Annotated in this window: 29 protein-coding genes, 1 tRNA gene and 1 pseudogene; 18 read left to right on the forward strand and 13 right to left on the reverse strand. The window is 69.7% G+C overall.

The genetic code is table 11. From position 1 onward, the window contains the following. Positions 1 to 50: 50 nt before the first annotated feature. Positions 51 to 923, forward strand: a complete 873-nt coding sequence (locus GGQ63_RS18280) for an NAD(P)-dependent oxidoreductase (protein ID WP_183858054.1) — start codon at positions 51 to 53, stop codon at positions 921 to 923. Positions 924 to 1080: 157 nt separating this feature from the next. Here GGQ63_RS18280 and GGQ63_RS18285 read toward each other — a convergent pair whose 3' ends face one another. The 3 genes from GGQ63_RS18285 to cobT form a co-directional block, all read right to left on the reverse strand. Beyond that, the gene (locus tag GGQ63_RS18285) at positions 1081 to 1488 is read right to left on the reverse strand and encodes a hypothetical protein (RefSeq protein ID WP_183858055.1); all 408 of its coding nucleotides are present in this window, start codon (positions 1486 to 1488) and stop codon (positions 1081 to 1083) included. Between the two features lie 31 nt (positions 1489 to 1519). After that, positions 1520 to 2002 carry an Lrp/AsnC family transcriptional regulator gene (locus tag GGQ63_RS18290; RefSeq protein ID WP_484573314.1) on the reverse strand — a complete coding sequence of 161 codons (483 nt, stop codon included), beginning with the start codon at positions 2000 to 2002 and terminating at the stop codon, positions 1520 to 1522. Positions 2003 to 2113: 111 nt separating this feature from the next. Then, the gene (cobT, locus tag GGQ63_RS18295) at positions 2114 to 3139 is read right to left on the reverse strand and encodes a nicotinate-nucleotide--dimethylbenzimidazole phosphoribosyltransferase (protein WP_183858057.1); all 1026 of its coding nucleotides are present in this window, start codon (positions 3137 to 3139) and stop codon (positions 2114 to 2116) included. 120 nt (positions 3140 to 3259) lie between these two features. Here cobT and GGQ63_RS18300 point away from each other — a divergent pair, with 120 nt between their 5' ends. Together GGQ63_RS18300 and GGQ63_RS18305 are read left to right on the forward strand one after the other, a co-directional pair. Beyond that, the gene (locus GGQ63_RS18300; protein WP_183858058.1) at positions 3260 to 4057 is read left to right on the forward strand and encodes an adenosylcobinamide-GDP ribazoletransferase; all 798 of its coding nucleotides are present in this window, start codon (positions 3260 to 3262) and stop codon (positions 4055 to 4057) included. Beyond that, positions 4057 to 4230, forward strand: coding sequence for a DUF1289 domain-containing protein (locus tag GGQ63_RS18305; protein WP_183858059.1), 174 nt, complete (start codon positions 4057 to 4059; stop codon positions 4228 to 4230). The genes GGQ63_RS18300 and GGQ63_RS18305 overlap by 1 nt, the downstream gene beginning before the upstream one ends. 308 nt (positions 4231 to 4538) lie before the next feature. Here GGQ63_RS18305 and GGQ63_RS18310 read toward each other — a convergent pair whose 3' ends face one another. The 3 genes from GGQ63_RS18310 to dusA all read right to left on the reverse strand — a co-directional run bounded on the left by GGQ63_RS18310 (position 4539) and on the right by dusA (position 7488). Then, positions 4539 to 5357 (reverse strand): sulfite exporter TauE/SafE family protein, encoded by an 819-nt coding sequence (locus tag GGQ63_RS18310; protein ID WP_183858164.1) that lies wholly within the window; start codon positions 5355 to 5357, stop codon positions 4539 to 4541. Beyond that, positions 5357 to 6355, reverse strand: a complete 999-nt coding sequence (locus tag GGQ63_RS18315; protein ID WP_183858060.1) for a bile acid:sodium symporter family protein — start codon at positions 6353 to 6355, stop codon at positions 5357 to 5359. The genes GGQ63_RS18310 and GGQ63_RS18315 overlap by 1 nt, the downstream gene beginning before the upstream one ends. 104 nt (positions 6356 to 6459) lie before the next feature. Continuing rightward, positions 6460 to 7488: a tRNA dihydrouridine(20/20a) synthase DusA gene (gene dusA, locus GGQ63_RS18320; protein WP_183858061.1), complete on the reverse strand. Its 1029-nt coding sequence runs from the start codon at positions 7486 to 7488 to the stop codon at positions 6460 to 6462. A 363-nt stretch (positions 7489 to 7851) separates the two neighbouring features. Here dusA and GGQ63_RS18325 point away from each other — a divergent pair. From GGQ63_RS18325 to GGQ63_RS18375, 11 genes and pseudogenes are all read left to right on the forward strand, one after another. Next, a pseudogene (locus GGQ63_RS18325) lies at positions 7852 to 7926 on the forward strand (integrase core domain-containing protein); the annotation flags it as partial. A gap of 75 nt (positions 7927 to 8001) precedes the next feature. Then, positions 8002 to 9312 carry a tyrosine-type recombinase/integrase gene (locus GGQ63_RS18330; RefSeq protein WP_343061202.1) on the forward strand — a complete coding sequence of 437 codons (1311 nt, stop codon included), beginning with the start codon at positions 8002 to 8004 and terminating at the stop codon, positions 9310 to 9312. Positions 9313 to 9797: 485 nt separating this feature from the next. Then, on the forward strand, positions 9798 to 10754 hold the full coding sequence (locus GGQ63_RS18335; RefSeq protein WP_183858062.1) for a hypothetical protein: 957 nt from the start codon (positions 9798 to 9800) through the stop codon (positions 10752 to 10754). Continuing rightward, a complete protein-coding gene (locus GGQ63_RS18340) occupies positions 10744 to 11046 on the forward strand; it encodes a DUF6074 family protein (RefSeq protein WP_183858063.1) in 303 nt (100 codons plus the stop codon). The genes GGQ63_RS18335 and GGQ63_RS18340 overlap by 11 nt, the downstream gene beginning before the upstream one ends. A gap of 286 nt (positions 11047 to 11332) precedes the next feature. Then, positions 11333 to 11605, forward strand: a complete 273-nt coding sequence (locus GGQ63_RS18345; protein WP_183858064.1) for a hypothetical protein — start codon at positions 11333 to 11335, stop codon at positions 11603 to 11605. Between the two features lie 97 nt (positions 11606 to 11702). Further along, positions 11703 to 12896: a hypothetical protein gene (locus GGQ63_RS18350; RefSeq protein WP_183858065.1), complete on the forward strand. Its 1194-nt coding sequence runs from the start codon at positions 11703 to 11705 to the stop codon at positions 12894 to 12896. Positions 12897 to 12906: 10 nt separating this feature from the next. Further along, on the forward strand, positions 12907 to 13143 hold the full coding sequence (locus tag GGQ63_RS18355) for a hypothetical protein (RefSeq protein WP_183858066.1): 237 nt from the start codon (positions 12907 to 12909) through the stop codon (positions 13141 to 13143). A 19-nt stretch (positions 13144 to 13162) separates the two neighbouring features. Beyond that, the gene (locus GGQ63_RS18360; RefSeq protein WP_183858067.1) at positions 13163 to 13501 is read left to right on the forward strand and encodes a hypothetical protein; all 339 of its coding nucleotides are present in this window, start codon (positions 13163 to 13165) and stop codon (positions 13499 to 13501) included. Positions 13502 to 13870: 369 nt separating this feature from the next. Next, positions 13871 to 15991, forward strand: a complete 2121-nt coding sequence (locus GGQ63_RS18365) for a phage tail length tape measure family protein (protein WP_183858068.1) — start codon at positions 13871 to 13873, stop codon at positions 15989 to 15991. 349 nt (positions 15992 to 16340) lie between these two features. Further along, positions 16341 to 16886 (forward strand): DUF1833 family protein, encoded by a 546-nt coding sequence (locus GGQ63_RS18370; protein ID WP_183858069.1) that lies wholly within the window; start codon positions 16341 to 16343, stop codon positions 16884 to 16886. A gap of 117 nt (positions 16887 to 17003) precedes the next feature. After that, positions 17004 to 17351 carry a hypothetical protein gene (locus tag GGQ63_RS18375; protein ID WP_183858070.1) on the forward strand — a complete coding sequence of 116 codons (348 nt, stop codon included), beginning with the start codon at positions 17004 to 17006 and terminating at the stop codon, positions 17349 to 17351. A gap of 285 nt (positions 17352 to 17636) precedes the next feature. Here GGQ63_RS18375 and GGQ63_RS18380 read toward each other — a convergent pair whose 3' ends face one another. Further along, positions 17637 to 18089, reverse strand: coding sequence for a hypothetical protein (locus GGQ63_RS18380; RefSeq protein ID WP_183858071.1), 453 nt, complete (start codon positions 18087 to 18089; stop codon positions 17637 to 17639). 86 nt (positions 18090 to 18175) lie between these two features. Then, positions 18176 to 18364, reverse strand: coding sequence for a ribbon-helix-helix domain-containing protein (locus tag GGQ63_RS18385; RefSeq protein WP_183858072.1), 189 nt, complete (start codon positions 18362 to 18364; stop codon positions 18176 to 18178). Between the two features lie 160 nt (positions 18365 to 18524). Between GGQ63_RS18385 and GGQ63_RS18390 the strand changes: the two genes are divergently transcribed. The 4 genes from GGQ63_RS18390 (at position 18525) to GGQ63_RS18405 (ending at position 19875) form a co-directional block, all read left to right on the forward strand. Next, positions 18525 to 18701 carry a hypothetical protein gene (locus GGQ63_RS18390; protein ID WP_183858073.1) on the forward strand — a complete coding sequence of 59 codons (177 nt, stop codon included), beginning with the start codon at positions 18525 to 18527 and terminating at the stop codon, positions 18699 to 18701. A gap of 117 nt (positions 18702 to 18818) precedes the next feature. Further along, positions 18819 to 19211, forward strand: coding sequence for a hypothetical protein (locus GGQ63_RS18395; RefSeq protein WP_183858074.1), 393 nt, complete (start codon positions 18819 to 18821; stop codon positions 19209 to 19211). Then, positions 19208 to 19492, forward strand: a complete 285-nt coding sequence (locus GGQ63_RS18400) for a hypothetical protein (RefSeq protein WP_183858075.1) — start codon at positions 19208 to 19210, stop codon at positions 19490 to 19492. Before GGQ63_RS18395 ends, GGQ63_RS18400 begins: the two co-directional genes overlap by 4 nt. Further along, positions 19489 to 19875 carry a hypothetical protein gene (locus GGQ63_RS18405; protein ID WP_183858076.1) on the forward strand — a complete coding sequence of 129 codons (387 nt, stop codon included), beginning with the start codon at positions 19489 to 19491 and terminating at the stop codon, positions 19873 to 19875. The genes GGQ63_RS18400 and GGQ63_RS18405 overlap by 4 nt, the downstream gene beginning before the upstream one ends. 211 nt (positions 19876 to 20086) lie before the next feature. Here the strand turns inward: GGQ63_RS18405 and GGQ63_RS18410 are convergent. The 5 genes from GGQ63_RS18410 to GGQ63_RS18430 all read right to left on the reverse strand — a co-directional run bounded on the left by GGQ63_RS18410 (position 20087) and on the right by GGQ63_RS18430 (position 22313). Further along, positions 20087 to 20176: transfer RNA gene (locus GGQ63_RS18410), tRNA-Ser, on the reverse strand. A 184-nt stretch (positions 20177 to 20360) separates the two neighbouring features. Continuing rightward, the gene (gene tenA / locus GGQ63_RS18415; protein ID WP_183858077.1) at positions 20361 to 21026 is read right to left on the reverse strand and encodes a thiaminase II; all 666 of its coding nucleotides are present in this window, start codon (positions 21024 to 21026) and stop codon (positions 20361 to 20363) included. 2 nt (positions 21027 to 21028) lie between these two features. Further along, positions 21029 to 21403, reverse strand: a complete 375-nt coding sequence (sufA, locus tag GGQ63_RS18420) for a Fe-S cluster assembly scaffold SufA (protein ID WP_425502092.1) — start codon at positions 21401 to 21403, stop codon at positions 21029 to 21031. Positions 21404 to 21495: 92 nt separating this feature from the next. Further along, complete coding sequence (locus GGQ63_RS18425; protein WP_183858079.1) at positions 21496 to 21927, reverse strand: VOC family protein; 432 nt, start codon at positions 21925 to 21927, stop codon at positions 21496 to 21498. After that, on the reverse strand, positions 21927 to 22313 hold the full coding sequence (locus GGQ63_RS18430; RefSeq protein ID WP_183858080.1) for an SUF system Fe-S cluster assembly protein: 387 nt from the start codon (positions 22311 to 22313) through the stop codon (positions 21927 to 21929). The genes GGQ63_RS18425 and GGQ63_RS18430 overlap by 1 nt, the downstream gene beginning before the upstream one ends. Positions 22314 to 22315: the final 2 nt, after the last annotated feature.

Here is a 22315-nt window from a genome sequence, read left to right on the forward strand (position 1 = left end):
GGCCGGGCCGGCCGCACCGGTGGCCGCCGCATCCGGAAGGGAGAAGGGTAATGGCGAACGTCGCGTTCATCGGTCTCGGCGTCATGGGCTTTCCGATGGCCCGTCACCTCGTCGAGAAGGGCGGCCACGCCATCGCGGTCTACAACCGCACCGCCGCCAAGGCCGAAGCCTTCGTCGCCCGGCATGGCGGGCGGGCCGCCGCCACACCGGCCGAGGCCGCGAAAGGTGCCGACTTCGTCTTCGCCTGCGTCGGCAATGACGACGACCTGCGTCAGGTGACGATCGGCGCCGATGGCGCCTTCTCCGGCATGGAGAAGGGCGCGGTCTTCATCGACCACACGACGGCCTCGGCGGACGTGGCGCGCGAGCTGGCCGCGGCAGCCGCCGACGCCGGCTTCGCCTTCCTCGATGCGCCGGTCTCGGGCGGCCAGGCCGGCGCCGAGAACGGCGTGCTCACCGTCATGGTGGGCGGCGAGGAAGCGGCCTTCGACCGGGCGAAGCCGGTGATCGACGCCTTCGCGCGCATGGTCGTGCTGATCGGCCCGGCCGGCGCCGGGCAGATCGCCAAGATGATGAACCAGATCTGCATCGCCGGCCTCGTCCAGGGCCTCGCCGAATCGATCCATTTCGGCCAGCGCGCCGGGCTCGACATCGAGACGGTGATCGGCGCGATCTCGAAGGGTGCCGCGCAGAGCTGGCAGATGGAGAACCGCTGGAAGACGATGGCGGCCGGCGAGTTCGGCTTCGGCTTCGCGGTCGACTGGATGCGCAAGGATCTCGGCATCTGCCTCGACTTCGCCCGCCGCACCGGCGCCAAGCTGCCGGTCACCGCGCTGGTCGACCAGTTCTACGCCGACGTCCAGGCGATGGGCGGCAGCCGCTGGGACACGTCGAGCCTGATCGCCCGGCTGGAAACGAAATAGTCCGCGGCGCGTGCTCACGTCGGAACGGGATCCCCGCTCCCCGGCGTCCTGACGGCTCCGGCTTCTCGCCGGGCCGCCTGGAGGACTCCTGCGCCGGGCGCCCCCGATCCGCTTCAACCACGAACGCGTCGGACCCGGGCCTGTCGGCTCCGCGGCTCTACTGCGCGGTGCCGCGCTGCTCGGCCTCAGCCTTGTCGGCGGCGTCGGTGAGTGCGCCGGCGATCGCCTTCGCCTGCTCCGGGGTCAGCAGCGCGTTGCCGAGGAGGCCGCCGAGATCGAGGCGGAGAAACACCTTGGTGTCGCCGCCGGGCGCGCTCGCCTCGCCGATCTCGAAATTGCGGATCTCGACCCGCATCGCCTCGGCGGCCGGGCCGGTACGCGCCTTGCGCGCCAGTTCGCCGGCAGCCTGCAGACCCCAGACGATCTTGTTGAGCACGCCGGTCTCGGCGATGAAGCGGTTCACCTGGCCGCCCTTCTCGGCGATCTCGAACTGCACGTGGCGACCGTCGTCGGAGGCGCCGGCGGCGCGCAGGCCGGTGACCTGCTTCCCATAGGCGAGCGTCATGGGTGTCGTTTCCTCGGGCCGGCGGTCCCGCTCAGACCACCTTGTCCTTCTCGAGCGGAATGTAGGCGAGCGGCAGCTGCGTCGTATACTTGATCTGCTCCATCGCGAAAGCCGACGAGACGTCGGCGATGTCGATTTTCGCGATCAGGCGCTTGTAGAAGGCGTCATAGGCCTCGATGTCCGGCACGACGACGCGCAGCAGATAGTCGACCTGGCCGCTCATCCGGTAGAACTCGACCACCTCGGGGAAATCGCGGATCACCTCGGCGAAGCGCTTCAGCCATTCCTCGTTGTGCTGGCTCGTCGTGATCGAGACGAACACGGTCACCTTGGCGTTCACCTTCTTGGGGTCGAGCAGCGCCGTGCGGCGCACGATCACACCGTCCTCCTCGAGCTTCTGGATCCGCCGCCAGCACGGCGTGGTCGACAGGCCGACCCGCCGCCCGATCTCGGCGACCGGAATGGTGGCGTCCTCCTGAAGGATCTGAAGGATCTTGCGATCGAGCCGGTCGATCATGCGCGCACCCGCCGTCTTGAGTATCGTGTTCTAAGAACCTCGCCTTCTCAACCCAGTAAGAGAAAAAAATTCTTTCCGCAAGCCCGCTCCTCGGCGCTCGCCCGAGGATTACCCCTTGGTCGCGACCCCCGCCTGCGCGAACGTCGCCATGCCGGAATGGACCTGCGCCGCCGCCTTGACGAGGCCGGCGGCGAGCGCGGCGCCGGTTCCCTCGCCGAGCCGCATGCCGAGATCGAGCAGCGGCCGCTTGCCCATCGCGGCGAGCAGCTTCGCATGCGCCGGCTCGGCGGAGAGATGGCCGAACAGGCAGTGATCGAGCGCCGTCGGTTCGGCCTTGAAGAGCACCGCGGCCGCAGCCGTGACGACATAGCCGTCGAGCACGACCGGGATGCGGCTCATCCGGGCGGCGAGGATCGCGCCGGCGATCGCGGCGAGCTCGCGCCCGCCCAGCCGGCGCAGCACTTCGAGCGGATCGCCGAGGTGGCCGGCATGGCGGGCGAGCGCGGCATCGACCGCCGCGGCCTTGCGTGCCAGCCCCTCGGCATCGACGCCCGTGCCGGGGCCGACCCAATCGGCGCCCGTGCCGCCGAAAAGGCCGGCGGCGACCGCGGCCGCCACCGTCGTATTGCCGATCCCCATCTCGCCGAGCGCGAGCAGATCGATGCCGCCCGCCGTCGCCTCCATGCCGAAAGCGATGGTCGCGGCGCAGCCCGCCTCGTCGAGCGCCGGCTCGATCGTGATGTCGCCGGTCGGATGGTCGAGGGCGAGATCGAACACCTTGAGGCCGAGATCATAGGCGATGCAGATCTGGTTGATCGCCGCGCCGCCGGCGGCGAAATTCTCCACCATCTGCCGCGTCACGGCGACCGGGAAGGCCGAGACGCCGCGCGCCGCGACGCCGTGATTGCCGGCGAAGATCGCGACCAGCGGCCGGGTCACCGCCGGGCGCGGCCGGCCCTGCCATGCGGCGAGCCAGGCGGCGATCTCCTCCAGCCGGCCGAGCGAGCCGGGCGGCTTGGTGAGCTCCGCATCGCGCGCCGCGACCGCGGCCACGGCCGCCGCGTCGGGCCCCGGCATCTCCTCGATCAGCGCACGGATGTCGTCGAAGGGAAGACCGGAGAGCGAGCGGGCCATGATGCACCTCGGATTGCCGCGCCGGCCGGCGGGCTTCCGGCGGGGGCGCCGGGCGTTCTATAAGCGAACGGTGCGCTGCGGCAAGCGCGCCCGATTCCGCTCCGGAGGGATGATCCGACCATGACCGACCGCTTCCTCGACGACCGCGCCGATCTGATCGCGGAGCTGAAGGCGGCGCTCGGCTTTCTCACCCGCGTGCCGCCGCGCTGGTTCGGCTTCACGGGCGAGCCCGCCGTCCCGGTCAGCAGCGCGGCGCGCGCCTTCCCGGCGGCGGGCGCGCTGATCGGCCTCGCCGGCGCCCTCGTCTACGCACTCGCCGCGGTGCTGACCTTGCCGCCGCTCGTCGCCGCCGGCGCGGCGATCGCGGTCGCGGCCGCGCTCACCGGCGCGCTGCACGAGGACGGCCTCGCCGATACGGCGGACGGCTTCGGCGGCGGCACGACGGCCGAGGCGAAGCTCGCCATCATGCGGGACAGCCGCATCGGCACCTATGGCGCCACGGCGCTGATGCTCGCGATCCTGTTGCGCGCCGGGCTGATCGCCGGCCTCGGCGCCGACAGCGCGCTCTCCGTCGTCTTCGCGCTCGTCGCGGCAGAGGCCGTTTCGCGCGGCGCGATGGTCGCCGTTTGGCAGGCGCTGCCGGCTGCCCGGCCCGGGCTTTCGACCACGGCCGGCGAGCCCGACGAGACGGCGCGGAACGGGGCCCTCGTGCTCGCAAGCGGGATCGGCTTCGCCTTCGGCACCTTCGCCGTCGGCCCGATCGGCGCGCTGGTCGGACTGTTGGGCGTCGTGCTCGCCATGCTCGGCTTCGCCCGGCTCGCCGAAGCGCAGATCGGCGGCCGCACCGGGGACACGCTCGGCGCCGCGCAGCAGATCGCGCTCATCGTCTTCCTCACCCTCCTCCTCGCCTTCGACTGATGGTCGCGAGCCCCTGCATCCGCCTTTGCGCGCTCGACCGCGCGACCGGCCTTTGCGCCGGCTGCGGCCGCACGATCGAGGAGATCGCCGGATGGAGCCGGATGAGCGACGAGGAACGCCGCATGGTGATCGCCCGCCTCGCCGAGCGGACCGCCCCGGCCGGCGCGGCGTGAGCGGCCAGAACGCGGATGGCTAAACTTCTGCGTCGGACTTAAAAACGGAACCGCCTGCACGCGCCGGCCGACCCGATGGGGGCCAGGAGCCGGTCGTCTTCGCCCGCGACGCCGCGCTCGCCGGCTATGCCGCGGGTGGCGGCGCGAATTGGCGATCCGAGCCTGCTCGACGTGCTCGCGCGCGGTGGCGTGCGCACCCGGTTCGTGCCCGGCGGGGCGACCGACATCACGATCGCGACGCCCGGCGATCTCCGCCTCGCCGAGGCGCAGATCGCGCTCGCCGAGGGTCCGATCGGAACGCCTGACCCTCAGACGAGGCTGACGAGGAAGCGGAGCGCAACGACGAGCAGGAACAGGCCGAAGCCGATCTCCAGCCGTCGGCGGCTCGTGCGGTGGGCGAGCCGGGCGCCGATCGGCGCCATCGCCATGGTGACCGGAATGAGAAGCAGGACGGCGAGGAGGTTGACGAAGCCGAGCGACAAGGGCGGCAGGCCGGCGCGGCCCCAGCCGGCCCAGATCGTGCCGAGCACGCCGGGAATGGCGATCAGAACGCCGACGCCGGCCGAAGTGGCGACCGCCTGATGCATCGAGCGGCCGTAGAGCGTCATGAAGGCGTTGTTGAAGACGCCGCCGCCCACCCCCATCAGCGTCGAGAAGAGGCCGATCAGGAAGCCGACGACGACCCGCACCGTCCGGCCCGGCAGGTCGGCGCCGAGCCGCCAGCTCTGCCGGCCGAACAGAAGCCGCAGCGCCATCAGCGTGGCGAGCACGACGAAGACGATCCGCAGCGCCTCGCCCGAGATGATGGCGATCAGGAAGCCCGCCGCGATGGCGCCGAGCGGCACTGGCAGGAGCCATTCCTTGAGCAGCGCCTCGTCGACCGCGCCATGGGCGCGGTGCGCGAGGAAGGATCGGATCGAGGTCGGCACGATGACGCCGAGCGAGGATCCCACCGCGATCTGCATGACGAGATCGTGGTCGATGCCGAGGAGCAGCAGGAACTGATAGAGCACCGGCACGATCACCGCGCCGCCGCCAATGCCGAACACGCCGGCGAGCAGCCCCGCCACCACGCCGGTGGCGAGCAGCGCGACGACCAGCCCGGCGAGCTCGGCGACGGGCGGCATCACTCGGCCGGCTCGAGCGCGGCGAGCCGCGCCTGATGGTTGGCGATGAAGCCGACGATCACCAGCTGGCTGAAATGGTAGAGCATGATCGGCGCGAGGATCAGGCCGAGCTCGGGAGAGCCGCCGAACATCACGGTGGCGAGCGGCGCGCCCGTGGCGAGCGACTTCTTCGAGGCGCAGAAGGTGCAGGCGACCGTATCCGCCCGGCTGAAGCCGAGCAGCCGGCAGGGAATCTGCATCAGCCAGTAGACGAGGAAGAACAGCGCGATCACGCCGACCAGGATCTCGATGATCAGGGTGGGCTTCTGCGAGGTCCAGATCCCCTCGACCATCGAATCGCAGAAGGTGTTGTAGACGATGGCGAGAATGATCGCCCGGTCGGCGAGCCGGATCCACTTGATGTGGCGGGTCGCCCAGCCGGACAGCCAGTGCCGGGCGATCTGGCCGATGACGATCGGGACGAGCACGAGCAGCATCACCTTGCCGATCACCGGCAGGAGCGGCAGGCCCTCGCCCGTCGACGAGGTGTACCAGGCCATCAGCGCCGGTGTCGCGAACACGCCGATCAGGCTCGACAGCGTCGCGTTGAAGATCGCCGCCGGGACGTTGCCGCGGGCGAGCGAGGTCATGGCGATCGAGGACGAGACCGTCGAGGGGAGCGCGGCGAGATAGAAGAAGCCGGTGCCGACCGTGTCGGGCAGATAGCGGCCGACGACCGCCAGAATCGCCAGCACGACGGCCGGGAAGAGCACGAAGGTCGAGAGCTGGACGAGGATGTGCAGCCGCCAGTGGCCGATGCCCTGCCGCATCCGCTCGGGTGCGAGCGTCAAGCCGTAGAGGAAGAAGATGACCGCGACGCCATAGGTGGCGACGAGGTCGATATGGAGGAGGCCGCCCTTGTCGCCGCTGGCGCCGGGCCAGGGCCAGACGATGGCCGCCGCGACGGCGAGCACGAGCGCGAGGAGGAAGCCGTCGAGTGCGTAGCCGCGAATTGTCATGAGGATATTGTATGCAATGGAAGGGGCGGAGCCCTTCTTACAGGCATGACGCCGAAAGGAACAGTGCCCTTTCGACGCAACAGCTTCGCCCCGGCGAAAAGTCCCTACTCCGCCGCCTCCGCCTGCCGCTCCGCCGCGAGCACGACGTCGAGCGCGGCGCGCAGAACCTCGGCTCCCGCCCCGTGCCGGGCGCCTTCGACCGTCAGGATCTGCCGCCAGCGCCGGGCGCCCGGCCGGCCGTGAAAGAGGCCGATCATGTGCTTGAGGATGCGCGCCGCGGGGACCCCTGCGCGCCGCTCGGCCTCGACATAGGGGATCATCGATTCGGCGACGGCCCGCGGGTCGGGGTCCTGGACCGCCGCCCCATAGATCCGCCGATCGACGGCGGCGAGCAGCGCCGGCTCCTGATAGGCGGCGCGGCCGACCATCACGCCAGCGACATGGCCGAGCGCGTCGAGCGCCGCGTCGAGCGTCCGGATGCCGCCGTTCAGCCCGACGAAGACGCCCGGCAGCCGCGCCTTCAGCCGGTAGACCCGATCGTAGTCGAGCGGCGGGATCTCGCGGTTCTCCTTCGGCGACAGCCCCTCGAGCCAGGCCTTGCGGGCGTGCACCCACAGCGCATCGGTCCCGGCCGCGAGCACCGCGTCGGCGAGCGCGTCGAGCGCGATCTCCGGATCCTGCTCGTCGACGCCGATCCGGCACTTGACCGTCACGGGGATGTCGACCGCCGCCTTCATCGCCGCGACGCAGTCCGCGACGACCGCGGGCGTGCGCATCAGACAGGCGCCGAAGGTGCCGGACTGCACCCGGTCAGAGGGGCAGCCGACGTTCAGATTGATTTCGTCATAGCCGAACTCCGCCCCGATCCGTGCCGCGCGGGCGAGCTTGCCGGGATCGGAGCCGCCCAGTTGCAGCGCGACCGGGTGCTCGATGGCATCGAAACCGAGCAGCTTCGCCCGGTCGCCGTGGAGGACGGCGTCGGCGACGACCATCTCGGTGTAGAGGAGCGCGCGGTGCGTGAGCTTCCGATGGAAAAACCGGCAATGCCGGTCGGTCCAATCGAGCATCGGGGCGACGGCAAAAACGGGAGCCTTGAAATATCTAGCTTTTTGTTTGTCTTCAGGGCTTTCCACCGCGATACTCTCCTAAATTCTCCGTCTCGTTTACGCTCGTTTTCTGCCAAATCCGCCGATTTGGGGGCTGCATTTGCCACAATGTGCCAAGTAGGATTCCCATGTGACAAATGAGGAAGCGGACATGGGCACGCTCATCGCACGCAAACGCAGGGATGGCAGCGTTGGCTACATGGTGCGGCTGCGCGTCATGCGAGATGGCGCGACATATCACGAGACGGAGACTTTTGACAGGCGGCCGGCCGCGGCGGCCTGGATGAAGAGGCGCGAGGCCGAGCTCGCAAAGCCTGGCGACGTCGACCGCGCAAAAGCCGGTGATACACCTTGGCGAAAGCGATGGAACGCTACACGGAGGAATCCACACCGGGCAAGCCCACCCAGAATGGCTTCGTCGAGAGCCTGAACGGCCGCTTCCGGGATGAATGCCTCAACGAGCACTGCCCACTTTGGGACTAAATGGCGGACAGGGTGTCCGTCGAAGTGATGTATCCCGTTGTCCCCCGTCGTCTCTGAATGCACGGGTTAACAAAGGGTTACAATACCTGGACGTCTTCCATTGTATCTCGTTGTATCCCATTATCCCACTTTCGAAGTGGGGAAGAAAGTGGGGGCGACATGGCGCGGACGACCTCGAAGCTGACGGATGCTCGGGTCCGCGCGGCCCGCAAGCCGGGCCGGCTGTCGGACGGCGGGAACCTCTACCTTTCGGTCTCCCCCTCAGGCTCGAAAAGCTGGGTCTTCATGGGGACGGTTGCCGGGAAGCGCCGTGAGATGGGTCTTGGCGCCTATCCGGCTGTCGGGCTCGCACGGGCTCGGGAATTGGCCCTGGACTGCCGGCGCCTGGTCGCCGCCGGGCGTGATCCGATCGCCGAGCGAGACCGGGCCGCGGTGCGGACCTTCGGGGAGGTCGCCGAGGCGTTCGTCGATGCGAACGCGCCGGGCTGGTGCAACCAGAAGCACGTCGCGCAATGGCGAACGACGCTGTCGATCGCGCGGGACGAGACCGGCGCATTCGCCGATGGCGGCCATTGCATGGCGCTGCGAAGCCGGCCGATCGATCAGATCGATGTGGACGACGTTCTCGTCGTGCTCGAAGCCATGTGGAGCCAGTTACCCGAGACCGCGAGCCGCGTTCGCGGACGGATCGAGCGCGTGCTCGATTTCGCCGCTCTCCGGGGCTGGCGATCGGGCGCCAATCCGGCGCGATGGCGCGGTCATCTGGCGCACGCCCTGCCGCCCCGTCGGAAGCTCACTCGCGGTCATCACGCGGCCGTGCCGTTCCGCGAGGTGCCCGCGCTCTATGCGATGCTCGCGGCCGCGGACGCCACTGCGGCCGCCGCGCTTCGGTTCCTCCTTCTGACGGCGGCCCGCACCAGTGAGGTGCGGCTCGCGACCTTCGACGAGATCGAGGGCGATGTGTGGACGATTCCGGCCGCGCGGATGAAGGCGGGACGGGCGCACCGGGTTCCGCTCACGGCGCCGGCCCTGCAGATCATCGCCGAGGCGGCCACGGTGCGCCGGTCACAGTTCGTCTTCCCGGGCGCCAAGCCCGATGCGCCGCTGTCGCAAATGGCGCTCTCGATGGCGTTGCGGCGGACCGGTTCGGCCGCGACCGTGCACGGCTTCCGCTCGGCCTTTCGCGATTGGGCCGGCGAGGCGACCGAGCACGCGCGGGAGGTGGCGGAGGCCGCGCTCGCCCATGTCGTCGGTGACGCGACCGAGCGCGCCTATCGCCGCGGCGACGCCTTGGAGCGGCGCCGGCAGCTGATGGACGATTGGGCCGCGTTCGTTGCCTCGGCGCCGTCTGTATCCGACCGTATCTGAACATACCCAGTTGTATCTGGTTGCTTGCGCGCTGCCGGTTTGGGAAGTAGATTGATAGACGGTGACTGTTTCGATTCGACGAGCAGGCGCTCGACATATTGGCCAAGGGGCCGCGCAACCTTCCCGTGGAAGCGGGAGGCGCTTGCGCGGCCTTTTCGTTTTGGAGGTGCGAATGGGAAGTGAGGGTATCGGGTCGGTCCAGCAGGACGCGGCCGCGGCCATGACGTTGCGGGAGTTTTGCGATCGTCATTCCGTTTCGCGGATGACGGCGCATCGCGAGATGGTCGCGGGGCGCCTTCGTGCGGTGAAGGCTGGCCGGAGGGTTCTGATCAGGGCGGAGGACGCGCGGGCCTGGCTTGCGGCCCTGCCGGGGGCGAGGGTGGGCGGATGATCAAAAGGGAAACCGCGCCACCAGTTCGCGGCTGGTGGCGCGGCATGAGGATAGGCTCGTTCTGGACGAACGATAGCTACCTCGCGGGGCACGATTGTTCAATCCCAAGCGTCCACCGTTTTCCGATGGTGACGTCATGAGGGCGAGGCGGAGATTCACGGCCGAGGGTGATCGGCAGCTTGTCATCGGGCGCGCCGTGCTCGCCGAGGCGGCCGAGACGCGGCGGGGCGAGGGAAGGCGGTTCACGATCGAGGACTTGCGCATGCGGGAAGTCGAGAAGGTGCTCGCGGACCGGTTCGGCCGGATCATTCCGGACCCTGAGGACACGGACGACCGTCCGGCCGCGCTCGGCCTGGTGCGAGCCGCGGCTCTCTGCCGTCCCGGTTCGGGCTGGCTTTCCGGCTGGTGCGCCCGTTGGGCGCCGTGGATCGCGCCGGAGGAGATCGCCGCGATCGAGCGGGACGCGGCCGGCCGGAAGCGGATGCTCAAGGCCGATGCCGCGGCGCGGCTCCTCGGCGTGACGCTTGAGATCCGGACGCGCCTCGGCCTGCGCACCATCGGCGCATGCGACGTGCCGAAGGCCGAACGGCTCGCGCTGGCGAAGGCGAAGAAAGCCGCGGCGGACCGGGAGAGGAAGGCCGCGAAGCGACGGGCCGACGGACGTCGGACCTTGGCAGAAATCTCGGCCGAATCGCTCTCGGCCTCGAAGCCGTGGTTGGCCGAAGGTGTCTCACGGCGAACGTGGTATCGGCGCCGTGGCACAGAGATGTCGCGAGTTGATCTTCCCTCCGGGAAGATGCCTGCGCTTATAAGCGCCATCCCTGTGCCAAGGGATAGCGAGAGGAGAGGAGGGAACGCCTCTCAAGCCCTGTTCGAAAGCCGCCCTGAGGCCGAGCGGATGGGACAGCGCGCCGACGGCGAAGCCGGCGGTGGCGGGGTTCGGGGGCCTCGCCCCCGATCAGGGTCAAAGGGGCGACGCCCCTTGGGAATGGCAATGCCACACGAAGCCGAAGCGAACGAAACCGGACCGGAGGTCGAAGATGCAGCTTGAAATCGCATTCGATGTGCCCGCAGCGCCGGCGCCGGTGGCCGAGGCGCCGGCCGCGCCACGGCGCGAGATCGTCGTATTTCCGTTCGATCGCGAGGCGACCGAGATTCGCCGGATCGCCCGGTGGATGCGAGCGCACCCGGTGGAGCGCTGGCAGAAATATTGGCGGACCGAAGCGAACCGCCGGTTCGGACGGCTTCAGGTGCTCGGCGTCCCCGAGGACCGCATCCACGACCAGATCGAGGCGCTCCGGCGCGCGATCATCGCCGAGCTTCGCCGGGAGGACGCGCGATGAAGACCGACGAGGAACGCCGCGCGGCGGAGCGGGAACGGGCGCGTCGTCGCCGGCTCGCGGCCGGAGCGGTCCCGCGCGAGACGAGCGCTGAACGACGGCAGCCTTGGGCGGACTTGGGCATGAGTCGCAGCGCCTGGTATCGCGCCGGCTGCCCTTCCGCCCCGCAGATCGTCGCCGAGGCACCGTCCGCGCCTGCCGAGGCTGCCGGTCCTGCGGAGCCTGTCGCCGAGCCCGTGCGGCCCTCTCCGGCGGCCCGGCGGGCCCTTCTTCGGCTGGTGGCCTCGCGATGATCGAGCCGATTCTCAGCAAGCGCGGCGAAACCGTGAGCGTGAAGGTCGCTGCCCACCTTGTCGGCCGAGACGAAAAGACCATTCGGGCTTGGGGCCGGCGGTTCGGAATCGGCGCCCAAGTCGGGCCGCGCGGGCGCCTTTCGATCAACCGCGTTGGGCTCGAAATGGTCGCGCACGGCGATATGCTCGCGCTGGCGAAGCTTCGCGCCGGTGATCGCTCGGATCCTGTCGTCGCGCGGTATTTCGAGCACGTCGGCATCACGCCCTAAAACGCCATAGGCGGTGCGGCACGCGGGCGCCCGAACACGCCCGAACCGATCCAGATGATCGGTTCAGGTCGGGCAGGCATGGTGATTTCCATAAGCAATGGAGGTCTTTCATGCCGTCCGCCCCGCTCGCTCTTGGCGAGGTTCGCGTCGATGCCGACTTCCGGACCGAACTGCAGAAGGCCTGCGATCGGACCGGTGCGACGCCCGCCGAGTTCGCGCTGGAAGCGGCGTTCGAACGTCTGAGGAGTCGCGGCGTGCCGGTCTCGCGCGTGTGGCCGAACCGGCGGGCCGCCGCGTGACCTCGGCCGAACCCCTCCCGACGCCTGCCGCCCGCGCGATCGCCGCGGCCGAGGCCGATCTCGCAAGCGCCGAGCGCGCCGTCGCCGATGCCACGGCCGCGCGATCGGCCGCCGCCGAGGCGCTCGTCGCGCTGCGGGCCGAGCGCGAGCGCATCGAAGACACCCTCACCATCGGTCCCGCGCAGCGCATCGGCCTGGTCTACCGGCCGCCGCGCGAAGCGCTGGAGGAGGAGCGACGGCGGGCCGAAGTGCGGCTGATGCAGATTCCCGGCGAGCTTGAGCGCGCCGTTGCCGCGGACGGGCGGACGGCCGCGGCCCTTGCCGCCGCCGAGCGCATCCGGCGCGGCGCGCGGGCACTGCTCACCGAGTATCGCGAATCGCCGATCGTCGCCGCGGCGGCCGCTGCCTTCGCCGAGGCCGAGCGGACGCTCGGCGACCTCAGCCGGCGCAAGGCCGAGGCCGAGACCGAAATCGACGCCCTCGGCGAGGAGCGGGCGGCAATCAGCTACGCGGCGAAGACCGGCGACCAGACAGCAGCGGCGCGGCTCGCGACCATCAATGATGTGCTCGCGAACAGCGCTCTCGACAGCGAAGACCTCGCCGCGGCGATCGCCGAGGCCGAGCATCGCGCCGCGCTCGCCCGCCGGAACCTCGCCGCGGCGCGAGCGGATGCCGCCCTCGATCGCGCCCGCGGCCTCGCCCGGCAGGTTCTGGACGCGGACACGGATATCGACGGCCTGATCGGCCGGCTTGCGGAGCGGCTGAAGGAACGCGGCGCCCTCCTCGACGAGATCGTCCGAACCCGAGCCCAAACCAACTATCCGCTCGATCGCCTTCAGCGCGGCGTGCGGATCGCCGGTGCGCTGGCGCCGCTCGCCGGGTGGTGCGAGATCCCCGATGCGAAGAGCCATGCCGGACCTCTCGCGGGGTCGGATCGTGAAATCCTGATGGGCCTTCGCCCGCCCGCCATCGAACCGGCCGCGGCGGCCTGAGGAGAACGACATGGCAAGATCGAGCGAAGCGGCTGCCGTCGATAGCGCGTGGAGCACGTTCGAAAGCGCCCTCGGCGCCTGGCTCGCCGCGGGCGGATCGGCAGCGCTTGCCGTCCGGTGGACCAATCACAAGCTCGGCCGAGTCGATACCCGTCTCGGCGCCGCGCTCGCCCGCGAAAGCGTCTCCCCGGCTTCGACCGTCGAATTTCGCGGCGCGACCTTCGCGGCGTCCGACAACCTGCCCTGACACGATCGGAGACCCGGAAATGGCCACATCCTTTCGGAAAATGCACGCACTCGGCGAGATCGAGCGGCTCGCGAAGGCCGAGCAGGCGCGCACCGGCGCGCCCTATGCCAAGGCCTATGCCGGAGTGCTCGACACGCCCGAGGGCCGGCGCGCCTATGACGCGTATGAGGTCGAACGGCGCGCCGAGGCGGCTGCGGCTCCGATCCCGGCGGCGGCCCGTGAGGCGGCTCTCGCGAAGCGGGCGCTCGATCTCGAAATCGAGAACTACGCGCGCGCCCGCAACGTCCCGCTGCACGAGGCAACCGAGGCCGTGCTCGCCACGCCCGCCGGCCGCAGGCTCTACGACCGAGCGGCCTGATCTCCCTCCCGATCCGATCTTCTCGGCTCGGATCGGGCGCACCAGCGGGGGGTGTGCGGGAAAACCCCCCGAAGTCGTGGGCCCGTCCTGGTCCCGCGCACGTGCGAGGCGGGAGTCGTCGCCCGCCCCCACAACCCTTTGCCAGCCGCGTCACCCTTCTGCGCGGCGCCTCGGCGGCCCCGGCTCTTCGGGCTGGGGCCGCCATCCTCTCGAAGCCGAGGACCGCCCGTGGTCGACATCGCCCAACTTGCGATCGAGGTGAAGACGGCATCCGTCAAGGCGGCCGCGGCGGATCTCGACAAGCTGACGGACGCGGCCGAGAAGACGACGCGGACGACGACGGGCATGCGCACCGCGACGGACCGGCTGATGACCGGGCTCGCCGCGATCGAGCGTGCCGTCCGTGATGTGGAGCGGGCGGTGTCTCCGCTCGGCGCCGGTCTCGGGCGGGTCGAAGCGGGCCTCGTCGCCCTTGGCCGGGCCTCGGCAACGGCGGTTCCCGCCGTGAGCCGAACAGCCGTTGCCCTGCGGGACGTTGGCAGCACGGTGGCCAAGATCGAGAAGCCGGCCGGTCTCGCGGCGCACGAGATCACCAATCTCGGCGCACAGCTGACCGATATCGGCGTCTCGCTCGCCGGTGGGCAAAGCCCGTTTCTCATTCTGGCGCAGCAGGGCACGACCGTCGGCGCGATCCTCGGCTCGCGAGGGCTCGGCTCGATCATTCCGGCCGTCGGCGCGTCGATCGCGGAGCTTGTCAACCCGACAACGATCTTTCTCGCTGCCGTCACGGCGGCCGGCTATGCCGCGGCCTATGCCTTCTCGTCCTTCGGCGATCAGGCGGACGACATCGAAACGCAACTCAAGCGCCACGCGGCGCTGGTGAAGGACATCCAAGCCGCCTGGGGCGATGCGGCGGACGGCATCGACGGCTATGCGACGAAATCGGCCGCCGAATTGCGGGTCGCGGCCTCGGCGCAGATCGAAGCCCTCCGCAACCAGATCGGGACGCTCGCCAGTGACCTGGCAAACGGCTTCGGCACCTTGGAAGCCCTCGGCTGGACGGGGAAGAGCCGGCTTCGGGTCGCCGAGGAGTTCGCGCCCTTCGAGGCGGCGATTCAGCGCCTTCGCGAGCAGGCCGCGGCGGGACGGCCGGATATCGAGGGCTTCGTGAGGGCGATTGCCGAGATCGCCGATGCCGATCCGGCGAACACGGCTTTGCGCGACGTCGCGAACCAGATGTTCGAGACCGCGCGGGCCGCGCGGGACGTTGCGAGCCGCCGGGACGCGCTCCAAGGCTTCTTCGACTCGGTGGCGTCCGGCGCCCGCTCGCTCGCGAACGAGACGGCGGGCGCGATTGACCGGCTGAACGACCTCCTCCGGATCGCGCCGACCGTTCGCGCGCGAGCCGAGGAAGCCTATCGGTCCGGCATCGCCTCGGCGAAGTCGGCGGGGGAACGCGCATCGGTCGAAGCGTCCTGGCTCGCCTTCCTCGATCGCGAAGCCGGGCAGCGCATGGCGGATACGGGCGGGGTGCCCAAGTCCAATCCGGCGAACGACCTCCGTTCCGATTACGGCGTGCCGACGAAGACGGCGACCAACGCGGCCGAGGCGGCCCGGAAGCGCATCGAGGACGTGACCGACGCGCTGGCGCGGCAGACCGCGGCCCTCGGCCTGACGGCGCGCGAGCAAGCGCAGTTGGACGCGGTGCAGCGGGCCGGGTTGAAGACCTTTGACCGACAGGCGGTGTCGATCATGGCATCGGCCGGCGCGCTCTACGATCTACAGCAACAGGCGAAGGCCGCGGCGGCCGCATCGGACTTCTTCGCCGGCGCGACCTATGACGCGCTGTCGGGCCTGATCCTCAAGGGCGATTCGCTGAACGAGGTGTTTTCGCGCCTCGCCCTCTCGATCGCGGATGCGGCGCTTCAGGCGAGCCTTCTGGGCTCGGGACCGCTTGCCGGGCTGTTCGGCACGTCGAAGGCCTCCGGCGGCTCCGGCGGGCTTCTCTCGGCGCTGTTCGGCGGGTTGTTCGGCGGAGGGGCGACGGGCGGGCTGTTCGCCTCCGGCGGCTATACCGGCGCCGGCGGCCGGAACGAGCCGGCCGGCATCGTGCACGCGGGGGAGTATGTCTTCGACGCCGCATCGGTCGACCGTCTCGGCATCGGGGCGCTTGATCGCCTCCGGGCCGCTGCCCGCGGCGGGCTCTCCGGCTATGCCGCCGGCGGCTATGTCGCCGATGGCGCTCGGCACGCACCAGCGACAATCAGCTCGCCTAATGCCGCGGCACCGGCCGTCGTCAATATCACGGTCGATGCGCCCGCTGGAACCGCGGTGGATAGCACGCGGCAGAGCCGCAACAACAGCGGGGGCACCGATGTGCTGGTCAAGCTCGTCGATCAGCGGATCAACAGGCAGTTGAGCAACGGTGCGACGGATGGACCGATGCGCGCCCGCTATGGCCAGCGCGCGAACCGGATCGTGGTGACCTGATGCCTACTTGGCCTAGCGACTTGCCCCAGAAACCTGACGGGGACACTTGGCGCGAAGAGCGAGATGACAATCTTGTTCGCTTCCAGCCTGAAGTTGGGGCTGGGTTCTCCCGAAGGCGGTTCACCGCGGCCGGTTCTCGCGTCTCAGCAGTATTCGTAATGACAGACGCACAAATAGAAAGCTTCTATTCTTTTTTCTCTGATGACATTAATGATGGAGCAACCCCTTTCTACTGGGAGCACCCACGAACTGGGGTTGTATATCGCTGGCGAATCGACGCCCCCCCATCCGAAAGCGAGCGGGGCTTTGGCCTATATGACGTTGCGCTTGAACTGCGGCGGCTGCCCTGATGCCGCGCGCTCTCTCCGCTTCGTTGCGGCGTGCGCTCGAAAGCCGTGCCTCGGGCGACGCCAACCTCGTGTTCCTCACGATCGATCACCCGAACCTCGCCGAGCCCGTGCGGCTCGTCCTCAACACGGTCGACATGATCCGCGACGGGGTGACGTGGACGGCAATGCCCTTCGAGGCGGCGCTGCTCTCCGATGACGACCAGCCGCCGACGGCGCAGCTTTCCGTTCCGAACATCGACCGGCGGATAGGCGAAGTGGTGCGCGGCCTGACCAGCCCGGCGCGTGTGACGCTCGAACTGCTGTCCTCGGCGGATTTCGACCTGACCGTGACGCCGCACGAGCCGACCGGCACGCCGGCCGCCTTCTACACCGCGCGCAACCTCTACCTGATCGAGGTGGAGGGCGATGTGCAACTCGTGCAGGGGCAACTCAAGGGCTGGGACTATCTGCAGCGGACGTGGCCCGGGCGCCGGGCGAACCCGTCTCAGGCGCCCGCGGAAGAGCCGGCGCCCGAACCCCCGCCGGCGCCCGGCCCCTCGGTCTGAAGCGGACCGGGAACAGACCCGCCCCAGCGGAACCTCTCGCCACGCGCGCCGCGCCGTCGCACCATGCCGCGGGAACGAGCGCGGTGGGGGCACATGGTGGATTCCTTCTGGGGGAAGATGAGCGAGCGCGCCGGGCGCGATCTATCGCTTGAAGCGCAGCGCATCGGCGACTTCTGGGCGAGGATCCGCACCATCGAGGCGGCCGGCGACATCGACGGTTCGATCCGGCTGTTGCTCGGCGAATGCGATCTCACAGAGCAGACGGACGAACGGATGCAATGGGGCGTGGCGCCCGCGCCCTATTGGCGGCTTGCGATCCTCTATAGGCGCCGCAAGCAATTCGCCGACGAGCTCGCCATTCTCGAGCGCTACGATCGGCAGCGAAAGGCACCTGGCAGCATGCCCGCCCGGCTCGCCGATCGGTTGCAGAAGGTCCGGACGAGGAACGCGCGGCTCGCCCCGTAGGGCAAAGCACAATGCTGTCCGGGCGGAAGGCATGTGTGTCACGCGCATGCCTTCGAATGGGCCGCATCCATAGGCGTGACACCCATGGTTGCCGGTGGTGGTCAGCCGAGCCGCCCCCATGCCGCCCCGGTGGTGTCGGGACGCCTTCGTCCGCAGTGGCGAGGGGGTGAGGCAGGGCGGCCGTTTGAAAAAGTATCAATGGATATCAAAGAAGGCGAGCGTTCCCGCCATTTCGCCCCCCCCGGCGCCGCGAGGGCTATTTCCCGTCCTGAAAAAGGGACGGTCTCACGGCCGCGCCTCCCGGAGTTGGCGGATCAGGAAGTCCGTGTCGGTCTCGCCGTCGACCGTGACGGCCCATGCGCCCGTCGGGTCCTTGCCGTCATCGGAGAGATATTCGCAGAGGGCGAAGCCTCGCAGCGGCGTGCCGAAGGCGTTCGCCGCGTCATATTCGAGCGTGACCTTGATCAGCGCGGGAGAGGCGCCGGCGCTCTGCCGGACGCGGGCGACGATCTCGTCCGTGGCCCGCTGTTTCGGGTTGCTCTTGGCGCGCCGTGCAAGCCATTCGTCCGTGGTGAGGGGCTCGGCGCGCTTCGTGGCGGCGATGCGGCGGTAGGTCGACGGCGAGCGAAGGCGCTCCTTCAACACGGATTCGCAAAAGCCGATCATCTTCGGTTCGAAGGGATTGCAGCCGGCGAGCACGGCGCCGGCAACGGCGATGACGACGAGCGCACAACGCATGATCCGCCCCCCCTGGACCGGGGGAGGATGCACCGCGTCGGCGCACCTGTCGACCTGGCGCGGACGCTCGCCGGCCGGCCTCGGTCTCAGCCGTCGTTCTCGGAGGTCAGCCGGTCCGGCGGAATGCCCTCGGCCGGCTCCCGGCGGAGATAGCCGCGCTCGGTCAACCAAGCGCGGAACGCCCCGCGAAGCGCCTCCGGCCGGCTGGCGCCGGGCCGCTCTTCAGCGATGAAGCGGTCAAGGGCTGACACGAGATCAGGCGGCAGCCGCAGCATGATCGGAGTGGCGTGAACCGCTGGTCGCCCGCGTCGCGGAGATTTTTCAATATCATCTATTGACGTCATAGGAATTGATGATATTGTAAAAGACAAGCCGGGGCAAGGCTGCAACCTCGCTCCCGGCTCTAACCGAAGCCCGATCAGTGAGGATCGAACCATGGCTACCGTTGCTCATACCACGCCCGCCCGCCGTCGTCCCGAGGATGCGGCGACCCTTGCCCTGATGCTTCTGAAGGCGTCGCTCGGCCTGGACGGCTCGGCGGCTCCGGTTCGGTCCGATCCGGCCCCGGTTCTCGCCGGTGGTGCGGCGGAGCGGATCGCCGAGGCCGCATAGGCCGATTGCCGCAACAGCGCGGGCCGCCGGCGGCGGTTCGCGCCTTCCCGGCTCTCGGATGCCGGCCGATGCGAAACGGCCGCCCTTGGGCCTCTCTGCGAAGATCAGGAGCACGTCATGCCGAACAACTCCGTCCCGGCAGCCGCTACCGGCTCGCCTTCCGTCACCCGCCGCGCTGCCTTGGCGCTTCCCGCGGCCCTCGCCGGCGCCGCGGCCCTTCCCGTCGCGCTCGCCGCCTCCGTGCCTCTCGCCGAGGGGGCGACGCGGTGCCTCTCCCCGAAAGAGCAGGTGAGGGCCGCGCGGGTCGCATGGTCCTTCAGCCTTCAGAGGGTGGCGAGGTTTCGCCCGAAGAACCTCGATGGCGAGACCGGCCGCGAATGGCGCGCGACGCTCGATTCCGAGACACGCGCCCGCGCGAACCTCATGACGGCGCTGTTCCGCGCCGAGGGCGCCGTTCCGGACCCTGCGAAGTTCGCCGCGGTTGCGGCCTATGCGCGGGGGTTCGCATGACCGTCTCGGCTTCTTCCGGTCCGATCGCCGCCCGCATCGCGGCATGGCATGCTCACGACCAGACATACCCCTTCGACGTGGACGGCTATATCGACTCGGCCGAATGGGCGACGTGGTCCCGCCCGTTGACCGAGATCGAGCGCGATCTCGCATCCATGGTGCCGACCTCGCGGGACGATGCGCTCGCCCTCGCCGAGTTCGTCGCTGACTGGCCATTCGACGACGGGCTCGACTCGGCCGCGCTCGCCAACATCGCCTCATACCTGAGGGGCGCCGCATGACCGTCGCCGCTCCCCACCTGCAAGCCATGGTTCCGGCCGATCCGGCCGAAGCCCGGCGCCTCCGGGCGACCATCGCCGACGAGATCGAGCGGCTCCTCGCTCTCCTCGATTCGCTTGATGGGGATCCGGACCGCGAGCCCTTTCTCGCAGCAACCGCCTGCGAGGTCTCATCCGGCTGCTACAGCAGTGCGAGCGACGATCGCGAGGAAGAGGCCGAACACGAAGACGACGAGCTCGGCGACGAGGGAAGCGAGGGATACGGCATTGCCGATCAGGACGCCATGAGCGACCCGGAGATGTATTTCGGCGCGGACGCCGGGTGGGACGGCTCCGGCCGGATCATCGCCGAGATGATGCTCGCCAGCATCCGGGGCGAAGCATGAACCGCACCCGTCGGCGCCGCGGCCCAAGGGCGCCGACCAGTGATCCAGCCGGCAGGGGCGACGCCTCCCGCAAGGGCGGCCGTAGTCCCTGCCGCGTGCCCTCTGCCGCCTGGAAGTGAGGGCAGATCGCCGCCGAGTGGGGAGGGAAGTGGGGAAGTGAAATCCGCCGTTGGCGAAAGCCGAGGGGTTTCAATGCCTTGTCGGAAAGGCATGGCGGACAGGGTGGGATTCGAACCCACGGAGGGCTCGCACCCTCGGCGGTTTTCAAGACCGCTGCCTTAAACCGCTCGGCCACCTGTCCTCGGCCCCTTCCATGCGACAGACCGCGCGCCGGGGCAAGAGGCAGCGCCCGCCGGGGACGGATCGGTCCGCATCCGCGATCAATCGGTCGGTCGCGGTCAATGGATGGCCGCGCCGTCGGTGGCCGTGATCGGCGGTCGGGGCATCCGTGCTCGGCCCACTGCTCCCGACCGTCGGCGGCGCGGTCAGTCGGCCTGGTCGAGGCCCATCTGCCAGAAATCGGCCTCGAGCCGGGTCGCCTGCGCGAAGAGGGCCGCGAGGCGGGGATAGCGCGCCTCGGTGAGATAGACGGCGCCGATCCGGTCGAGCTCGGCGCGCGCCTCGGCGGCGAGCGCCTGATAGGCTTCGCCGGCATATTCGGCGATCCAGGGCGCATAAGGGTTCGCCGGGTCGCGCCCGTGCGGCCGTGCGGCGAGGCGGGTGCCGATCTCGGCATAGCCGACGACGCAGGGCGAAAGCGCGACGATCAGGTCGAGATAGTCGCCCCGCCGGCCCGCCTCGAGCACGAAGGATGTGTAGGCGAGCATCGCCCGGGCGGGCGGCGCGGCCTCGAGCGCCGCGGCGTCGATGCCCCAGCCGGCGCAGAGCCGGATGTGCAGGCTCATCTCGCCGAGAATGCCGGTCATTGCGCCGGCCGATTTCCGCATATCGGCGAGCGTCGGCGCCTTCGACACGCCGAGCGCATAGGCGCGGGCGAATTCGATCAGAAACAGATAGTCCTGAACGAGATAGTGCCGGAAGGCCGCCTCCGGCAGCGTGCCGTCGCCGAGGCCGCGCACGAAATCGTGCTCGACATAAGCCGACCACGCGGCCGCCGCGTCGCCCTTCAGCCGCTCGAACAGACCCGACACGGTCAGGCGAAGGCCTGCGCGTCGGCCGGCTTCAGCTGCACCGATTCGCCGCAGCCGCAGGCCGAAACCTCGTTCGGATTGCGGAAGACGAAGCCGGAACGCAGCTTGGTGGTCTCGAAATCCATCACCGTGCCGAGCAGGAAGAGCACCGCCTTCGGATCGACGAAGAGGGTGACGCCCTTGTCCGCCACCCGCTCGTCGGCGGGGTCGGCGGCCTCGACCATGTCCATCGTATATTCCATGCCGGCGCAGCCGCCCTTCTTCACGCCGACGCGCAAGCCGGCGATCGGCCGTTCGGAATCGGCGATGATCTCGCGGACACGTTCGGCCGCGGCCTCGGAAAGGGACATCACCTGGAGACGGGCACGCGCCATCATCACACTCCTCGCAGCGCGGCCCGGAAGGCGCGCGCCGTCGTCTGAGATCGGCGGCCGGGGCCGCCGAAACAAGGGGCCGGCGCCACACTTTATCAGGTGACGGCCGGCTCCGGCCAGAGGCCCGGCGTCGCCAGTTCGACGACATGGCCGTCCGGATCGTCGACATAGAGGCTCGTCCCGCCGCGCGGCCACGAAACCTCGGAGCGGATCGGCACGCCGGCCTCCGCGAAGCGCCGGCGCCAGGGGTCGAGCGCATCCGCCGGAATGGCGAAGGCGAAATGCGCCGGCCCCGAACCATCATGTGCGGGGATCGTGCCGCCCGGCGTCTCGACGTCGGCCCGCGTGCCGCCACGGCGGAAGAGGAGGAGCACGCTCGCGCCGCCGGCCCGGTAGGCGACGAAGCGATCGTCGGCCATCATCGGCGCGAGGCCCATCACGGTCTCGTAGAAGGCCCGTGCCCGCGCCAGATCCTCGACATAGAGCGCGGTCTCGAGGATGCCGTCGATCGCAGGGGCGGCGGCCATCAATACCAGTCCAGCGCCACCTTCGCCTCGTCCGACATGCGCTCCGGCGTCCAGGGCGGATCGAACACCATCGTCACGTCGACCCGGCCGACGCCGGGCACGGCGCCGATCGCATTCTCGACCCAGCCGGGCATCTCGCCCGCCACCGGACAGCCCGGCGCGGTCAGCGTCATGTCGACGGCGATGTTGCGCTCGTCGTCGATGTCGATCCGGTAGACGAGGCCGAGCTCGTAGATGTCGGCCGGGATCTCAGGGTCATAGACCGTCTTCAGCGCGGCGACGATGTCCTGCGTCAGCCGCTCGAGCTCCTCGGGCGCGATCGCCGAACCGGCGCCGACCTCGGCCCGGACCGTGCTCTCTTCCGCCGCAACCGCTCCGCCGTCCATCG

This window comes from Prosthecomicrobium pneumaticum (assembly GCF_014199915.1).
GTDB classification, from domain to species: domain Bacteria; phylum Pseudomonadota; class Alphaproteobacteria; order Rhizobiales; family Kaistiaceae; genus Prosthecomicrobium; species Prosthecomicrobium pneumaticum.